The organism is Flammeovirga yaeyamensis (assembly GCF_018736045.1).
GTDB classification, from domain to species: domain Bacteria; phylum Bacteroidota; class Bacteroidia; order Cytophagales; family Flammeovirgaceae; genus Flammeovirga; species Flammeovirga yaeyamensis.
The window spans coordinates 1,821,946-1,839,104 of record NZ_CP076132.1; the positions used below are offsets into that span (position 1 = coordinate 1,821,946).

Annotated in this window: 15 protein-coding genes; 11 read left to right on the top strand and 4 right to left on the bottom strand. The window is 33.4% G+C overall.

Annotation, left to right across the window (positions count from 1 at the left end; genetic code table 11):
* Nucleotides 1-16 precede the first annotated feature (16 nt).
* Nucleotides 17-496 (bottom strand): nuclear transport factor 2 family protein, encoded by a 480-nt coding sequence (locus KMW28_RS07050; RefSeq protein WP_169664006.1) that lies wholly within the window; start codon nucleotides 494-496, stop codon nucleotides 17-19.
* Nucleotides 497-588: 92 nt separating this feature from the next.
* On the opposite strand from KMW28_RS07050, the gene KMW28_RS07055 reads away from it, so the two are divergent.
* From KMW28_RS07055 to KMW28_RS07075, 5 genes are all read left to right on the top strand, one after another.
* Nucleotides 589-1,005, top strand: coding sequence for a winged helix-turn-helix transcriptional regulator (locus KMW28_RS07055; protein ID WP_169664005.1), 417 nt, complete (start codon nucleotides 589-591; stop codon nucleotides 1,003-1,005).
* A gap of 485 nt (nucleotides 1,006-1,490) precedes the next feature.
* Nucleotides 1,491-1,877 (top strand): VOC family protein, encoded by a 387-nt coding sequence (locus KMW28_RS07060; RefSeq protein ID WP_169664004.1) that lies wholly within the window; start codon nucleotides 1,491-1,493, stop codon nucleotides 1,875-1,877.
* 3 nt (nucleotides 1,878-1,880) lie between these two features.
* On the top strand, nucleotides 1,881-2,603 hold the full coding sequence (locus tag KMW28_RS07065) for a YqjF family protein (protein ID WP_169664003.1): 723 nt from the start codon (nucleotides 1,881-1,883) through the stop codon (nucleotides 2,601-2,603).
* 607 nt (nucleotides 2,604-3,210) lie between these two features.
* Nucleotides 3,211-4,677, top strand: coding sequence for a Fe-S cluster assembly protein SufB (gene sufB, locus KMW28_RS07070; protein ID WP_066208871.1), 1,467 nt, complete (start codon nucleotides 3,211-3,213; stop codon nucleotides 4,675-4,677).
* Between the two features lie 176 nt (nucleotides 4,678-4,853).
* Nucleotides 4,854-6,305 carry a PAS domain-containing sensor histidine kinase gene (locus tag KMW28_RS07075; RefSeq protein WP_169664002.1) on the top strand — a complete coding sequence of 484 codons (1,452 nt, stop codon included), beginning with the start codon at nucleotides 4,854-4,856 and terminating at the stop codon, nucleotides 6,303-6,305.
* 4 nt (nucleotides 6,306-6,309) lie between these two features.
* On the opposite strand, the gene KMW28_RS07080 is transcribed toward KMW28_RS07075, so the two are convergent.
* On the bottom strand, nucleotides 6,310-7,131 hold the full coding sequence (locus tag KMW28_RS07080) for an AraC family transcriptional regulator (protein WP_169664001.1): 822 nt from the start codon (nucleotides 7,129-7,131) through the stop codon (nucleotides 6,310-6,312).
* A gap of 126 nt (nucleotides 7,132-7,257) precedes the next feature.
* On the opposite strand from KMW28_RS07080, the gene KMW28_RS07085 reads away from it, so the two are divergent.
* Nucleotides 7,258-8,367: an alkene reductase gene (locus KMW28_RS07085; RefSeq protein WP_169664000.1), complete on the top strand. Its 1,110-nt coding sequence runs from the start codon at nucleotides 7,258-7,260 to the stop codon at nucleotides 8,365-8,367.
* Nucleotides 8,368-8,488: 121 nt separating this feature from the next.
* Here KMW28_RS07085 and KMW28_RS07090 read toward each other — a convergent pair whose 3' ends face one another.
* Entirely contained in the window at nucleotides 8,489-9,136 is a 648-nt protein-coding gene (locus tag KMW28_RS07090; protein WP_169663999.1) for a hypothetical protein, read from the bottom strand.
* Complete coding sequence (rpoN, locus tag KMW28_RS07095; RefSeq protein WP_169663998.1) at nucleotides 9,136-10,620, bottom strand: RNA polymerase factor sigma-54; 1,485 nt, start codon at nucleotides 10,618-10,620, stop codon at nucleotides 9,136-9,138. Before rpoN ends, KMW28_RS07090 begins: the two co-directional genes overlap by 1 nt.
* A gap of 330 nt (nucleotides 10,621-10,950) precedes the next feature.
* Here rpoN and KMW28_RS07100 point away from each other — a divergent pair, with 330 nt between their 5' ends.
* The 5 genes from KMW28_RS07100 (at nucleotide 10,951) to KMW28_RS07120 (ending at nucleotide 17,159) form a co-directional block, all read left to right on the top strand.
* A complete protein-coding gene (locus KMW28_RS07100) occupies nucleotides 10,951-11,307 on the top strand; it encodes a rhodanese-like domain-containing protein (RefSeq protein ID WP_169663997.1) in 357 nt (118 codons plus the stop codon).
* 114 nt (nucleotides 11,308-11,421) lie between these two features.
* Nucleotides 11,422-12,183 (top strand): peroxide stress protein YaaA, encoded by a 762-nt coding sequence (yaaA, locus tag KMW28_RS07105; RefSeq protein WP_169663996.1) that lies wholly within the window; start codon nucleotides 11,422-11,424, stop codon nucleotides 12,181-12,183.
* Nucleotides 12,184-12,358: 175 nt separating this feature from the next.
* Nucleotides 12,359-13,885 (top strand): FAD-dependent oxidoreductase, encoded by a 1,527-nt coding sequence (locus KMW28_RS07110; RefSeq protein WP_169663995.1) that lies wholly within the window; start codon nucleotides 12,359-12,361, stop codon nucleotides 13,883-13,885.
* 13 nt (nucleotides 13,886-13,898) lie between these two features.
* Nucleotides 13,899-14,753: a DUF350 domain-containing protein gene (locus tag KMW28_RS07115; RefSeq protein WP_169663994.1), complete on the top strand. Its 855-nt coding sequence runs from the start codon at nucleotides 13,899-13,901 to the stop codon at nucleotides 14,751-14,753.
* Nucleotides 14,754-15,080: 327 nt separating this feature from the next.
* A complete protein-coding gene (locus KMW28_RS07120; RefSeq protein ID WP_169663993.1) occupies nucleotides 15,081-17,159 on the top strand; it encodes an outer membrane beta-barrel family protein in 2,079 nt (692 codons plus the stop codon).

A 17,159-nucleotide genomic window follows, 5' to 3' on the forward strand; every position in this document is an offset into this window, starting at 1 on the left:
ACTTCAATATGTATTCCTAGAAATACGTATTCTGATTTTTAAATTTTCCACCCACCATCCAGAAAAAGAATCTCATAAATCCATGGATTGGTTGTACTGCATCCCAATGTTCTACAATTTCTCCATCAACCACTCTCCAAGTGTCCATAATGTTTAGACCTTTCTGAGGGTTTCCTCTGTGCTTTTTCTTGTTGGTGGAGTGGGAGTGAACCGTCACATATTCCCCGTCTACATAAATGTGTTTTACATCGTAGCAGTAGTCTGGAAAACGTTTAGCAAAATTAGATACTACATCAAGCACTCCGTCGATACCATCGATCATGCTTTGGTTGTGTTGCTTGTAGCGCTGACTAGAATAGGTCTCTTTGATATAATCAAAGTCGTGATCGTTCATCAATTTCTGAATAAAATGAACAACAATCTCAGCATTTTTTAATTCCTCTTCTGTCCAATTCGATTTTTGTAGCTTTTCTAAGTCAATTTGAATAGTATTCATAATTAATTTACAGGTTAAATTGAGAGATTTTATTAACTTGCAAAACGCAAGTAATACAAATGTAATCATATTCACTTTTAAAATGCAAGTAAATGAAAGAGAAAGATACTTTACGATCTGACTGTCCTATTAATTACGCACTAGAGTTTTTAGGTGATAAATGGACGTTATTGATCATAAGAGACTTTATTTTTGATGGAAAACGCTTTTATAAAGAGTTCTCAAAATCGAAAGAAAAAATTGCAACCAACATCCTTTCTGATCGATTGAAACGACTAGAAAAGCTGGAAATCATTAAATCAGAAGTATATGAAAAACAGAAAACTCAGAAGATTTATACCCTTACAGAAAAAGGTTTAGATCTAATTCCGTTACTAATTGAAATTATTGTTTGGTCCTCAAAATATAAAGAAGGATTAAATGTAAGCGAGGACTTTTTAGAAAAATTGAAGGTAGATAAGGAAGGTGTGATTGAGGTAATTCGCAGTAAAGTAGACTTTACTAAGTAATGAACTTTGATTAACTTATGACAAATTAAAACTAGACGTACAGAACAACTCTTCAATATGAATCGAAAGCAGTTTCTAAGCACACTATGGAGTAAATATTTAAAGCCGGTATTCCACCTTATCATCATAGTAATGGTATTGAAAATGATTTTTTCAGAAAGTTTTTTTAATGGATTGTCAACCTTCTCTTCTATGGCTTTTCTACTTCTTATTGGAACCGTTACCATTTTTCTAATATATTATCCTTTTACCTTTTTGGGTAAATTGATTTATAAAAAGACACCAAAGAAGTATAGGAATTGTATGGAACTCTTTAAGTAAAATAGTGTATAACCTCACCTTGCTAGGAGCACTATTATTTGTTTTCTATAATTGGGAAAATGATCAATATGGTACAATCAGTTTGTTAGTGATTATTCTAATACAAACATTTATTGAATCAAGAGATAAGAGAAAAGAAGGAATGAAAATATAAACGTCATATTATGAAAATAGAACATTTAGCGATTTGGGTATCAGATTTAGAGAAAATGAAAAGCTTTTATCTAAAGTATTTCGATCTTACTTCAAACGAAAAATACTTTAATCCAAAGAAGAACTTTAGTTCCTATTTTTTATCATTTGATAGTGGGACAAGGATAGAGTTAATGCACAGACCGGATGTTTCTGAATTTATTCAATCTAGAGAAACTAAATTAGGCCTGACTCATTTTGCTATTTCATTAGGTGATAGTACCGAAGTCGATAAATTGACAGAAAGGCTGAGAACAGATGGATATTCAGTCATAGGAGAACCTAGAACTACAGGTGATGGGTATTATGAAAGTGTAATTCAAGACCCTGAAGGAAATGCAATAGAACTAACTGATTAAACAATGAGCATCAAAGAATTACTTAAAGAGACGAAACACAGACCATGGGAAATGCCTAAAGAAGATTGGGCATTTTATCAAGAATGGAATAACGCGGTATTTCTTCATTATCAAGTAGAAATATCAGAATTACAAAAATATGTGCCTACAGATTTAGAAATAGATACTTTTGAGGAGCAAGCTTGGGTATCGGTTGTTGCTTTTACCATGGAGAGGATAAGACCTAAATATTTGCCATCATTTCCTCCTATATCAAATTTTGATGAAATCAATATCAGAACTTATGTGAGATATAAAGGAAAACAAGGTGTGTACTTTTTGAATATTGAAGGAGGGAAGAAACTGTCTTGTTTTTTGGCTAAATTAATATCAGCATTGCCATATCAATATTCTATGATGAGTAGAGGAAAGGATGTTTTTAAATCGAAAAATAATGATTTAGAGAGTCATTTCCTTTTGAAGTATTCTTTAAAAAAAGATAAGGTTGAAAAATCTGATTTAGATATATGGTTGACAGAGAGATATGCACTATTCCAAGATTCAGGGAATCAATTAAATGCTTATGAGATACATCATGCCGAATGGCCTTTACAAGAAGTAGAGACAAAAGAGTTGGTTGCCGATTACCCAAAATTTAAAGATTTATTACCGGATCAACCGGCATTGACACATTATTCCAGAGGAGTTGAAGTAATTGCGTGGAGTAAAAAGATGTATAGTTTGTAGTGGGTTTTCTTGAAAAAAGAACTCTGATAGTGTGTTTGGTAAAAAAAGGGTCATCCCTTTCCGTCGAGACAACCCAGTTGTAATGTTATATTTTAGTATTAAACTGAAAATTAAAAGTTGGTATACAGTCATGAATTTGATACCGGTAACCAGCAATATGAGGCAAATATTGTGGTTAGCAACTTTACAATTGTAAATATAACATTTCTAAGATGATATTAAACTAATTTACTATTAATTTTCTGTGACCATACTTAAGTTATTGATAATGAAAAGAGTATAATTCTTAATGCGATTTGTTAATAAATATGTGATAATGTATTAATGTTCTTATTTCACTATTAAAACACCTTTATGTATTTTATTTATTTGAGTTTGATTGACTTAAAAATATGTTTAAACAACTTATTCGTTACTTTATGATAAGTTTTTTAGGTAAAAGTCCTACTTTCTAAAATTATTCTACTAATTTTGTTATTTAGAATGATAATAGATAATAAATCAAAAATTTAATATCTATATCAAAACCTTCCTGTAGAGGTTATTGTTCTCTGTAGTGAAGGTATTATTTTGTAGAAAATCTAAACGTAGAAACGTTTCTAATAATATGAGTGCAGATCAGGATAATAAAATTTTAGAGGATTTTACCTCCAAAGAGTATGAGCACGGTTGGACAGTTGATATTGAGGCTGACCAAGCACCCAAAGGATTAAACGAAGACATCGTCCGTTTTATTTCTGCTAAGAAAGAAGAGCCGGAATGGCTTTTACAGTGGAGATTAGATGCTTTTAAAGCATGGCAGAAGATGGAGAATCCTGAATGGGCAAATGTTGTTTATGAAGCAGTAAATTACCAAGACATTATTTACTATTCAGCTCCTAAGCAAAAACCATCTCTTGAGTCTTTAGAGGAAGTTGATCCTGAATTGCTTGCTACTTTCGAAAAGCTAGGTATTTCATTGGATGAGCAAAAGAGACTTACAGGAGTTAAAGATTCTAACATTGCAGTAGATGCAGTTTTTGATTCAGTTTCTGTAGCAACAACTTTTAAAGATACACTTGCAGAAAAAGGTATTATTTTCTGTTCATTCTCAGAAGCAGTAAAAGATCACCCAGAATTAGTAAAGAAATACTTGGGTTCTGTAGTTCCAGTAACTGATAATTACTTCTCTGCATTGAACTCTGCAGTATTCTCAGATGGTTCGTTCTGTTATATTCCTAAAGGCGTAAGATGTCCAATGGAATTATCAACCTACTTTAGAATTAACGCATCTGGTACAGGACAATTCGAAAGAACATTAATCGTTGCAGAAGACGATTCTTACGTTTCTTACTTAGAAGGTTGTACTGCACCTCAACGTGACGAAAACCAATTGCACGCAGCTGTAGTTGAAATCTTTGTTCACAAAGATGCAGAAGTAAAATATTCTACCGTACAAAACTGGTATCCTGGAGATGACGAGGGTAAAGGTGGTGTATATAACTTTGTAACTAAAAGAGGTATTTGTGATGGTGATAATGCAAAATTATCATGGACACAAGTGGAGACAGGTTCTGCTGTAACTTGGAAATATCCTTCTTGTATTTTGAAAGGTGACAACTCTGTAGGTGAATTCTATTCAGTTGCTGTAACAAACAAAATGCAACAAGCGGATACAGGTACTAAAATGATTCACATCGGTAAAAACTCTAAATCTAGAATTGTTTCTAAAGGTGTTTCTGCTGGTAAATCTCAAAACTCTTACAGAGGTTTGGTAAAAGTGATCAAAGGTGCTGAGAATTCAAGAAACTTCTCTCAGTGTGATTCTCTTCTAATGGGTGATAAGTGTGGTGCACATACTTTCCCTTATATTGAAGTGGACAATAACACTGCTAAAGTGGAGCACGAAGCGACTACTTCAAAAATTGGTGAAGATCAGATTTTCTACTGTAACCAAAGAGGTATCGATACTGAACAAGCGGTTGCGTTAATCGTTAACGGTTACTGTAAAGAGGTATTGAACAAATTACCTATGGAGTTTGCTGTAGAAGCTCAAAAACTTTTGGCACTTTCTTTAGAGGGTTCTGTAGGTTAATCGAGCGACAAAAACATATTTAAAGAGGTTTCTAACGAGACCTCTTTTTTTTGTGCTTTTTAAAGGGACAATGATATATAACTTAATTATTGTTGTGATTAAAATATTATTTTATTTAAATTAAGTATCTAATAACCTGAAAATTATATTAAAAACTTCTTACTCATTCTCTTTATATGCTTCATTCTAAAGAATGGTATTTATCAGTACTCAATTCGATTAATGATTTAATCTTAGTTAAGGGTGAAAAGTCTAAATTACTTTGGGCTAATAAAGCCTTTTGTGATTATTATAATATGACGAATGAAGAGTTACAAAATAGTATAGATGGAGATCATTCTGACCCAGATAATACTATACAATATGTCATTGATGATCAAAAGGTGTTTACCAAAGGAATTACTTTAAATATTCCTTCTGAACCTGTTACTGACGGTAAAGGTAATGTGTCCTTTTTCCATACTATTAAAAATCCCATTAAAAACTGTTCTGGTGAAATCGTTAGCACAGTTGGAGTATCACGACTTATTGAAGATGAAGAGCTTTTAAAAAGGTCAAAACAGTTACATTCTGAAAAGAAATCCAATATTCATGACTTAAGAACATTTGTAGAAAATATTCCTGCTCCAACAATAATGTTAGACCCATCAAGAAGAATAATAGCTTCAAGTAATGCATGGATAGAATGTTTTAATATTCAGAAAAATGAATTAATAGGGGCTGATTTTGATGACCTTTATGAAGAAGGCATGAACCTAAAGGAAAAAATTATACAATCGATTAATGTTAATGAAAAAACAGAATTGGATGAACTTTTGGTTCAATTTAACGGTAAAGAATGTTTTTATAAAGTAGTGATTAATCCTTGGGAATTGATATCCAAAGAAGTAGGTGGTGTTATGATTATGTTTATTGATATCACTTCTCAAAAAGAGAAGGAAAAGGTATTAGAAAAACATAACGAAGAGCTAAAACAATTTGCCTACATCACAACACATGATATAAAAAGCCCAATAGTTAACATCCAATCGTTCTTAGGCTTTTTAGAGAGTGATGAGGAGATCAAAAATGAGAGATCAAAACAGGCGATTCATTATATGGGTAGATCTATAGAGATGGCCCAATATAAAATCAATGATTTAGTTAAAATTATAGAGCAGCGTGAATTGGGGGTCGTGAATGAAGATCATCTTCTAAGACAAGTAGTTTTAGATATTATCGAAGTATATCAATCTGAATTGGTTCAGATTAATGCAGATGTGGAGATAGATATTCCCAATGACTTAATTATACATACCTCAATAAAACAGTTAACGACCATCTTAGATAATTTTATATCCAATGCCATCCGCTATAGAAATCAACATGTATTCTTAGAGTTAATCATTCAAGCTAACCGAGTAGAGAATGCTATAGAAATTAGTGTATCGGATAATGGAGTGGGTATTGATCTCAGTAAGTATGGTAATATGATATTTGAAATGTTTAAAAGAGCGAATGATTCTATCCCTGGAAACGGATTAGGCCTTTACCTTACCAAACAATCATTGTCCCAATTAAATGCTGATATACAGGTATCCAGTGAAGTTGGATTAGGTACCGTTTTTACGATTCTTATTCCCCAATAACAATTTACACATGATCTCTATCCTTTCGAATCTGTAAAGGTGTTTTGTGTAAATGCTGATTTACAAACTTATTAAAATGACTCAAATCGGTAAATTGATACTCATAGGCTAATTCAGAAAGAGATTTTGAACTAAAGATGAGTTCTTTTTCTAGATAATTACTTCTAAGTCGATCTATGTATTTTTTAATACTGATTCCCATATTTTTCTTAAAGTATTCTCCAAAATAGGTAGACGATTTATTAAACTGATCTGCCAAATGTACTACACTAAGTCTCTTTACCTCCTTGATGTTACTTCTAATATAAATGATAATATCATCCATTTCTTCATGTAAACTACTTCCTTCAGAATTATTCTTTTTGATGAAAGACAAGAAGGTGAATAATTGATACCTCAGAAAGTCTTTCGAGATATCACCTGTTTTTATCACCTCCGATGCCCATTGTATTTGATGCAACATCAAAGAATCGTTATTAAAAACAGATTTTAGATTACCTGCGTTTTCCTCTCTATGTATTTGTAAGATTGATAGCATTTTTTTCTTCAATCCAAGTTCATTCTCAAAGACAGATAAATCAATACTAAATTGAAAGTAAACGAGTTGTGAAGGATAGTGGAAAGTGAAGAAGTGAGCATCATTGGGTCGAAGAAAGAAAATATCTCCAGGACTATAATCATAATTTACCTCATTAATTTGATGAATGCCATTACCTTTGAGTACAATTATCCACTCATAATGGTCATGATTATGGACGGGGTGATCCCAAGATTCTTTATCAATTTCTAGATAATTGATGTCTTCAAATAATAGATACTTCTTCATGCTTTTTTATTTCACCATTAAATATACCTACTATTAACATTAAATTTACTAATTAAACCTTTAAATATACCATATATTGATTGAGATGATTAGTCACCTTTGTATCATCACAAAAACAATACAAAGATGAAAAATTCAATCTATCAAAAATTATTTTCGGATTATAGTTTCAATAATAATAACCTAAAAAATAGAATGGTCTTGGCACCTATGACTCGCTCAAGAGCAAATGAGGACGGAGTTCCTACTGATATGATGTCTTTATATTATCAACAAAGAGCAAGTGCCGGATTAGAAATTACAGAAGCAACTCAAATTTCGCTGCAAGGCCAAGGTTATGCTAATACACCTGGGATATATAATCAAGACCAGGTAAATGCTTGGAAGAAAGTGACCAATTCAGTTCACGAAAAAGGAGGAGAGATATTCGTTCAATTATGGCATGTTGGTAGAGTGGGTTCTGAAAAAGTAAATGGTTTACAACCACTAGCACCTTCAGCTTTAAAAGCTAATAAAACAAGTGTTTATGTTTTTGAAGGGGATAATAGAGATGCCACTTTTGTTGATGTTGATCATCCAAAAGAAATGTCGCAAGATGAGATTGATGCTACAATTTTAGATTTTAGAAAGGCCGCAAGAAATGCGATAGAAGCAGGTTTTGATGGGGTAGAGATTCATGGAGCAAATGGATATTTAATCGATCAATTCTTAAGAAGTAATGCGAATAAAAGATCAGATAAATATGGTGGATCTAAGGAAAATAGAGCTCGCTTCTTATTAGAGGTAACTCAAGCGGTTGTCAACGAAATTGGAGCAGATAAAGTAGGGGTTAGGCTATCACCTTTTATCATGTTTAAAGATATGGACGATCCTGAAATATTAGATACGATTATGTATGCAGTTCCTTACTTGGATCGAATGGGAATTACTTATTTGCATTTATGTGAGGCTGACTGGGATGATGCGCCTCAAGTTTCCGATCAGTTTAGAATAGATTTAAGAAAAGAGTTTCATCAAACTATTATTGTAACGGGGAATATGACTCCAGAAAAAGCAGAAAATTTATTAGAAAAAGATTGGATTGATTTAGTAGGCTTTGGTCGAAAATTCATCTCAAATCCAGATTACCCTCAAAGAGTTTTACATAATGCACCTCTCCAAGAAATAACAGATACACATACTTTATTTGGAGGAAGGGATGAAAGAGGATACACAGATTATCCAAGCTTGTATTAATCCGAATAGTAATTATACACTAAGAAAATGATGCTAATGCCATTGTTGATAATAGTGAGATAGATAAAAATTAATAAATGCGAAACTGAGTTCGATGTACTACTATATCGGCTCAGTTTTTTTATTGAGGTACTTCTAAAATTAGGGTGCTTAAAATGGCTCCGAAATAACCACAGAATAAGCCAATAAAGGTACCTAAATACACCTGATAGTTTGTGTGGGCTTTTAAGTACAAACGAGCTGTCATGACCACTCCAAGTAAAATAACGCCAATTCCTAGGGCATCAAAAAGCACAATTGGAGCATTGATGTTTGATGTGATAAAATAAAGGCATAATCCAATGAAACCCGACATACCAATACAATGCAAAGATATTTTCTCTAAGAAGTTGAAAATAGTGGCAACAATTAATGTGATGGTAATGGTGATAAAAGCAATATTTAGATTGTTGCTCACATTAATCTTAAGAAGCAAAATATAACAGGCAATTGATAAAGCCAATATCATAATTGACAGGGCAAAAGAACGCTCTTCACGATTGTGAAGGTGTGGGCTTTGTACAATCCCAAATCTTTGCATCAGTAACAAGCAGCTAATAGGCAATAAAGTCGTAATGGTACCTATTAAACTAAATAGTGACCATCGTGCTTTAGTGTCTAGCCATGGTGCTTCATGTGCCCCAAAAAGGAATAACCCTGCCACAAAGCAGGGTATAAAAATGGGGTGAAGCAATACTGATATACCTTGGAATAGTTTAGTATTGTTCATTAAAGTTCTTTTCTCATTCGAGCCACAGGAATATTCATTTGTTCTCTGTATTTGGCTACAGTTCTTCTAGCTATATTGTATCCTTTTACTCTTAGTAATTTTTCTAGTTTATCGTCTGATAAAGGTTTACGCTTATCTTCTTTATCAATCATTTCTTTTAAAACAGATTTCACCTGTTTGCTACTCACATCTTCACCACTTTCTGTAGAAATACTTTCTGAGAAGAAATATTTGAGAGGGTAGATACCAAAATCAGTTTCTACTACCTTACTACTTGCCACACGTGATACGGTTGAAATATCCATTTGAATAATCTCAGCAATATCCTTTAAGATCATCGGTTTTAATTTACCTTCATCTCCACTTAAGAAAAATGGCATTTGATAATCAATAATAGCATTCATCGTACGAAGTAATGTGTCTTGTCTTTGTTTAATGGCATCAATAAACCATTTCGCTGCATCTAATTTTTGCTTTACAAAACGCACCTCTTCTCTCATTTTTTTCGTTTTCTTAGGCGTTTTATCAAATGCTTGCAACATGTCTCCGTATTGTCTACTTACACGTAAGTCAGGCGCATTTTTACCATTTAACGAAATATTAATCCTTCCATTTACCTCCTTCACAATAAAGTCAGGCGTAAGGAATTGTGCAGAAGCCACCATCATGTTGGTTCCTCCTGGCTTTGGATTCAAGTGAGTGATCATATCGATGGCATCTTTCATTTGCTCATCGTTTATAGCCAAACGTTTTTGAATCTTTGTATAATGTTTTTTCTTAAATTCTTCGAAACATAAAACCACCATTTTAATGGCAATTTTCACGATAGTATCTTCAGTATCTTTTCTTTTTAATTGAATTTCAAGACACTCTTGTAAAGATCTAGCACCAATTCCAGGAGGGTCAAAATGCTGAATCATGGCCAACACTTTTTCTACCTGATTTAGATCAGTTTCTACATTTTGTAGAAAGGCCAAATCATTTACAATTGCTTCTAGAGGGCGACGAATATACCCGTCAGCTTCTATACTGCCAATCAGTTGCTCACCAATTTGTTGCTCTACATCATCCAGATTAAGAAAGCTTAGCTGCGATAACAGAGAGTCACTCAAGGTATCCATCATTGGGATTGGGAGTTCTTTGTCTTCAGCAACATCACCATCGCCATACATTTTGTAACCAGCAATATCGTCGTTACTCACGTAGTCATCGATATTTACTTCATCTATTGGGTCAATGTCAGGAACATCATCAATGTCAAAGTCATCGGTAGAGTCTAAATCGTCTTGTGTAGCTTCATCATTTCCAAATTCATTATCTTCCTTCTCCGCCTCTTTCCCTTCTTCTAGAACAGGGTTTTCCATAAGCTCTTCTTGAATTCTCTTATCAAGCTCTATTGTGGGTACCTGCAACAGTTTAATGAATTGGATTTGTTGAGGTGATAATGTTTGTGTCTGCTTGAGCTTCTGTGCCTGTTTTAACATGGTCTTGAAGTCAAAAAATTTAAAATTCTAGAACGATTATTGATAAAAACTATCACTAATCATTACAACTTAAAAATAGCTGCTAACAGCTGTTAAGTGATGGGTAATTTATACTTGTGCAAACAAATATTAACTATATTGCATGAGTAAAATGGTCAACACCATCGTGGTTTTGTTAATTACAGACGAAAAATAGGACTTTTTGTTGTGGAATTAAAATTAAAATCATGCCACTAATTTTAAACTACTGTGATACAGTTAATTATATTTTATATGAATATTTTTTTAAAATTTTTTAGGACAAGCAGCTTCATTCTTTCACTCATTTTTATGGTCTCTTGTGAAAGTGCAACTACTTCCAACGAACCACAGGTATCTGTATCAGAATTTGCAGAAATTAAGAATACTCACCCGAATGCTATCATTATTGATGTAAGAACACCTGGAGAGTACGAGCAAGGCACTATGGAAAATGCTCAAAACATAAATGTGAAATCAAATAGTTTTAAAGAAGAAGTAAAAGATCTTGATAAAGAAGCTACCGTGATGGTTTTCTGTAAAGGCGGTGTTAGATCTGCAAAAGCGAAAAGCATTTTAAAAGAAATGGGTTTTGAAAACGTCGTGGACCTAGAAGGTGGTTTTGATGCTTGGAAAAGTGGAGGCGGAAAAGTAGTACATCAAGAATAGATCAAACTTATACTTCTATCATAATTATCAATTGGTTTTATGCATTTGCTATAATTACTTTTGTAGTATTCAATGATAAAGCCAAAGGAACTTAATTATTCAAAAAAGACATTTATGAAAATTGTAATATCACCAGCTAAGAGTTTAGATTACGAAACACCTGTACAAACACAACAGGAGTCGAAACCAAAATATTTAGGACAATCTGAAGTATTAGTAAATTCTTTAAAAACATTGTCTGCTGAGCAGATAGGTGATTTAATGTCGATTAGTCCCAAATTAGCAGATCTAAATAAAGAGCGATTTGATAAATGGAGAAGAAGGTTTAAACCTGAATCAGCACGTCAAGCACTTTTTGCATTTAAAGGAGATGTGTATGTAGGGTTAGATGCTTATACTCTTAATGAAGATCAGATTGATTTTCTTCAAAATAATTTGAGAATATTATCGGGTCTTTACGGAATGTTGAAGCCATTGGATTTAATGCAGCCGTATCGATTAGAGATGGGGACGAAGTTCGGTGTGGAAGATCATAAGAACTTGTATTCTTATTGGAAAGAAACGTTGGCACCTGCATTAAACAAAGAAATGAAAAAGGGAGAGGTATTAATTAATCTTGCTTCTAACGAGTACTTTAAAGCAGTAGATAAAAAGCAGTTAAAAGCTGAAATTATCACTCCAAATTTTAAAGATAGAAAAGGAGATCAATATAAAATGATCAGCTTCTTTGCGAAGAAAGCAAGAGGTTTGATGGTGCGTTATATTGCAGATCATAACATTACTGACCCAGAATTACTGAAAGGCTTCGATTATGATGGATATATCTATAACGAAGATCTGTCTAAAGGAAACGATTGGGTGTTTACTAGAGGGTAATGTAGGTAATAAGTAATAACTAATAGGTAATAAAGAATAAGTAAGGGTTTCTTCAATAAGTATTTTGGAGGAACCCTCACTTATTTTATTGAGATAAATTCTATAAATTGTGTGATATACCAATGGGAGGCCAAACAAAACTCCTAATTCTTAACTTCTAACTCCTAATTTTTTGATGCATAGACGTCATTTTTTACAATTATCTTCCTCAGCATTATTGTATTATTTAAGTGGATGTTCGTCTTCTGATGATCAGCTCCCTTTTGATATCACACTTCGTTCTGATATGGAAAGAGGTCATACATTGTTTCAAAAGAAGCCCTATCCACAAAAAGATCATTTGATAAATACAGATACAATAATTATTGGAGGTGGAATTGCCGGGTTGTCTGCTGCATTTGCAATGGGAGAGGAAGATTACCATATTTTTGAGCTATCCGACCGTTGGGGGGGAACGAGTAGTGCGGAAAAATATCACCAAAATTACTTTGCACAAGGAGCGCACTACGATTTGAGTTATCCTGAGAAGTTTGGTAATGAAGTCATACAGACCTTGGAGCAACTTAATATCATTCATAAAGAAGGAGAAGTCTATCATTTTAAAGATAAGGAATATGTTATTCCTCAAAAGGATTTGATGCTGTGTAAATATGGTAATCAATACTACAATTACGTCCTCTTTAATGAAGAAGAAGCCACACAGTTTTATCAGTTTCTGCATCAATTCGATGATAAGATCACATTGCCTTCACGACTTAACGAAGCCTCTATTCAGGACTTAAATCACATCACGTTTAAAGATTGGCTTATTCAACAAGGAATGGAATTTTCTGATGTATTTTGGGATGGAATCAATTACCATATGTTGGACGATTATGGAACGACTATAGACGAAGTGAGTGCCTTGGCAGGGATAAGTTATTATTGCAATCGACCGCATGAAGACGAATGGGCAGATGTTTTTTCACCTCCTCAAGGGAATGCTTATTTTGTTGATAAATTTGAGCAAGCTATTCCAAAGCAAAAAAAGCATCTCAACCATATTTGTCGTTCCATATCATTTGATGAAAGGAATAATCAATTTAAAATAGAATTAATTGATTTTGAGAAGAATGAGGTTCAAAATGTGATAGCGAATAAAGTTATTTATGCAGCCCCAAAACATACCCTAAAGTTTACTTTTAGTGAGGTCTTAAATAAAACAGACTATCTGATGCAAACTTCGGGTTGGGTAGTTGTTAATTTGGTTTTTAAAGAAGGAGTAGAATTCTTGGGTGGACTATGGCAAAACGAAAATCTTGAGACTTTTGATGGGGAGTATTTAGGGTTTGTGGACAACATCACACAAAATAAGGAGGGAAACAGAATGCTAACTGCCTATTACTGTTTTGCACATCAACAGAAAGAAAAATTGGTAGATATACAGAAAACTCCTAACTTATTGGTTCGTTATACTTTGGAAAAAATAGCCTCTTTTTTAGACTTAAAAACAACTGATATTACTCCCAAAATTGAGCAATCTTTTGTACATCTCATGGGACATGCAATGCCTAAAGTAGGCGTAGGGTATTTGGGAACTGATCTTAATATCGATCGTAAATACAAAAACTTTGTGTTTGCAGGAGTTGATAATGGTCGTTTACCTTTTTTAGTTGAAGCTATTGATTCCGGTATAGTTGCCGTACAAGAACTTAAATCATAATTTATAGACTGACATGGAAAACATTACAGAATTTAATTTAGACGTTTGGATCGCCAGAGGGGCGTACATTATTCTTTTTAGTGTTATGCTCGTCATTGCACGACTATTAAAAGGACTCTTCATTAAAGACAATGTAAATAAACAACTAACAGATAAAGATAATCTAGCCTATAGCATCAGTATATCTGGATATTTTTTAGGGGTGGCCATTATCTTTTTTGGAGCAAACATTGGTTCATCACAAGGGTTAATGAACGATTTGGTATCAGTAGGTTTATATGCCTTCGGAGGTATCATAGCGATGTTCATTTCTCGTTTAATTAACGATTTTATGATTTTCAATCGTGTGGACAACATGAAGGAAATTATTGATAATAAAAATATCTCAGTAGGTATTGTTCAATTTGGTACTTATGTCGCAACAGGCTTAATGATTGGCAGTTCTGTTTCTGGAGATACAGGTGGATGGCAAGAAACTATTTTGTTCTTCATTTTTGGACAAGCATTCTTAGTTTCTTACCTGAAAGGGTATATCAAATTCTCTCGTTTTCATATTCAAGACGATATTAAGAACAATAATGTAGCGGTTGCCTTAAGCGTAACAGGTAAAATTATAGCAATAGGTTTGATAGTGATGTTGACATTATCACATGATTTTATTGGATGGAAGGAAACATTCGTTACCATGTTTATTGATTGTGCTTTGCTTACAATTTTGCTATTCGTATCTACTTACTTATTTGATAAAGTCATCATTCCTAAATCGGCTTTATACCACGAACTAGTAAATGATAAAAACGCTGGTGTTGGTCTTATGGATGGTCTGTTTGCTATTCTATTTGCGGTATTGATGTTCTTCTGTTTCTAATAAAAATCTAGAGGTAAAAAAGCCTTGGTGGAAGATTTGGTAAGCAATAAAGGTAAAATGAAATAATAAAGTGATTTGATGTTAAACAAAAATATTAAATCACTTTATTTTTTATATATGTTAATGTGTTTTTAAACCTTTTTGATAATATTTTAGTGAAATATGGTTTAAATTACCGTTGATTAATATAATTTCACTCATTTTAAGTTTATCAAATAATGATCGAATAGTGTCAAATTTTAACTGTTGTATTTCAATCATTAATATGATTAAACAGATGTAGCTTTAAAGTGAATTCTCTCGTAGTTTTAAACAAACTAATTTATTATGCTACGAAGAATAATTATACAACTGTTCTTTTTATTTATCCCTTTGTTTTCAATTTCTCAAAATTTAGAAGAAGCTAAAAAACAAGATCAAGAAGACGATAACCGATATTTTATCGGTAAGGATATTAAAATAGTTGACGGTAATGCAATAGACGCACTAAGGCTAATTCCTTCTGTGGATGTAGATGCAGATGGAATTGTAAGTTATAGAGGGAATACAGGCGTGCAGGTATTTATCAATAACCGACCAGCAAGTCAGTCGGGAGATTATGGACCTTTATTGGAACAGATCTTTATTCAGGATATCAAATACATTGAGATCATTGCCAACCCTTCTGCCCGATACGATGCAGATGGAACGGCGGGTATTATCAATTTAGAGATTGATCGTAAAAACATGAATTCTACCACCACTAATGTGATGTTAGGTGTTGGTAACAACGATAAGTATGATGCAGGTTTAGGCTTCAGTAAAAACACGGGTAAACTATCTATTAATGCAGGTTACAATTACAAGCAAGAGAATAGATATCAAACCATGGATGCCGAACTTCTAAACTTTGATGATGATTACGAAAAGGCCACTTACCAAGATTATTATGGAGATAACTTCTTCGAAAAGCATAACTTTCAGGTAGGAGGTCAATACGATTTTAATGATCAGCATTCTCTAAGTCTTTCTTCCAACTTCGCAGCAACAAATTTCTATAGAGGAGGAACATTAGCCACAGAAGAATTTGAAGGTGATGATCACACTATTTTTAGTCAATACAACAATCACTTTGGAGAAAAGCAAGTGATGGACAACCGTATAGATTATGTATACAAAACAAATAATGACGGGGAATTGGCGACAAGCTTAGCTTGGGCAACAGGTCAGGTCGAACATCAAAAAAATATTGGAGAACACGAAATTAACGATACTGATGTCACTTTTAATGATGCTGCTTTCCAATTGGATTATCAGCAAAAATTAAAGAATGGCATGACCTGGGAAGCGGGTGTAAAGCAAACCTACAGAAATAAGACACAAGGGTTGATGGTGTATGATTACAGTGAAAACAAAGATGGTTTTCTTCCTAACGAAGACCGTAGCAATGTTTTTACATACAACGAATATGTTTCCGCTGCTTATTTGATGTTGTCGGGTAAGAAAAATAAGTTCTCTTATCAATTAGGTGTAAGAGGAGAGTATACGTATATCAATACTTACTTAGAAACCGATGCAACAAAAAATGTAAACGACTACTTTAACCTTTATCCGAGTATCAATTTGAAACAAGGATTATCGGAACACGATCATTTGTACTTTTCTTACACTCGAAAAGTGGAACGACCAAGTATGCGAATGATAAACCCGTTTGAGGACACATCAAATCCTAATTATATCCACAAAGGAAACCCGAATCTAGATGCAACTTTCTTAGATATTGTTGAGCTAGGTTATGGTATTGATCAGGAAAATTATCAATTGAAATTTTCAACCTTTTACAAGTATTACACCGATCCTGCACGTTGGTATACTTTCGATGGTGAAGGAGACTATATGGTCAATACTGTCATCAATATGGATCATGCAATTGATGCTGGTGTAGAGGTAGTAGGAGATGTGAAGCTATTAGATTGGTGGAATGTGAATGGTAATTTTACTGTATTCTATTCTGAAGTAGATGGAACATCAATTGATCCTGGAAATTACCAACAAAATGTCAATTGGAGAACCTCTTTAACATCGAGTATGGAGCTTTGGAAAGGGAGTCAGTTGCAAATGCAGTTTACTTATATTTCTCCATCATTTAACCCACAAGGGACAGTAGATGGACGTTATTTTATGAAAGCCTCTTTATCTCAAAGCGTAAATAAAGGGCAAGGAAGTTTGATCTTAACAGTAGATGATATCCTGGACTCTCAACACTACACGATGTATAGAGATCAGCCGACGTTCTCAGAACACAAAGTATTTGAGTGGGAATCGAAAGTAGTCCGTTTGATGTTTAGATATAGAATTGGAGGAGGAAACCAAAAGGGACCTCAAAAGGCCCCTAATGCTGGTATGGATGCTAATTTATTCAATTAA

Bases quoted from the DNA above. Each gene is read 5' to 3' on its own strand.
- yaaA (WP_169663996.1), top strand. From the start codon at position 11,422: ATGAAAATTGTAATATCACCAGCTAAGAGTTTAGATTACGAAACACCT.
- KMW28_RS07110 (WP_169663995.1), top strand. From the start codon at position 12,359: ATGCATAGACGTCATTTTTTACAATTATCTTCCTCAGCATTATTGTAT.
- KMW28_RS07090 (WP_169663999.1), bottom strand. From the start codon at position 9,136: ATGAACAATACTAAACTATTCCAAGGTATATCAGTATTGCTTCACCCC.
- sufB (WP_066208871.1), top strand. From the start codon at position 3,211: ATGAGTGCAGATCAGGATAATAAAATTTTAGAGGATTTTACCTCCAAA.
- KMW28_RS07080 (WP_169664001.1), bottom strand. From the start codon at position 7,131: ATGAAGAAGTATCTATTATTTGAAGACATCAATTATCTAGAAATTGAT.
- KMW28_RS07065 (WP_169664003.1), top strand. From the start codon at position 1,881: ATGAGCATCAAAGAATTACTTAAAGAGACGAAACACAGACCATGGGAA.
- KMW28_RS07055 (WP_169664005.1), top strand. From the start codon at position 589: ATGAAAGAGAAAGATACTTTACGATCTGACTGTCCTATTAATTACGCA.
- rpoN (WP_169663998.1), bottom strand. From the start codon at position 10,620: ATGTTAAAACAGGCACAGAAGCTCAAGCAGACACAAACATTATCACCT.
- KMW28_RS07085 (WP_169664000.1), top strand. From the start codon at position 7,258: ATGAAAAATTCAATCTATCAAAAATTATTTTCGGATTATAGTTTCAAT.
- KMW28_RS07075 (WP_169664002.1), top strand. From the start codon at position 4,854: ATGCTTCATTCTAAAGAATGGTATTTATCAGTACTCAATTCGATTAAT.
- KMW28_RS07060 (WP_169664004.1), top strand. From the start codon at position 1,491: ATGAAAATAGAACATTTAGCGATTTGGGTATCAGATTTAGAGAAAATG.
- KMW28_RS07115 (WP_169663994.1), top strand. From the start codon at position 13,899: ATGGAAAACATTACAGAATTTAATTTAGACGTTTGGATCGCCAGAGGG.
- KMW28_RS07050 (WP_169664006.1), bottom strand. From the start codon at position 496: ATGAATACTATTCAAATTGACTTAGAAAAGCTACAAAAATCGAATTGG.
- KMW28_RS07100 (WP_169663997.1), top strand. From the start codon at position 10,951: ATGGTCTCTTGTGAAAGTGCAACTACTTCCAACGAACCACAGGTATCT.
- KMW28_RS07120 (WP_169663993.1), top strand. From the start codon at position 15,081: ATGCTACGAAGAATAATTATACAACTGTTCTTTTTATTTATCCCTTTG.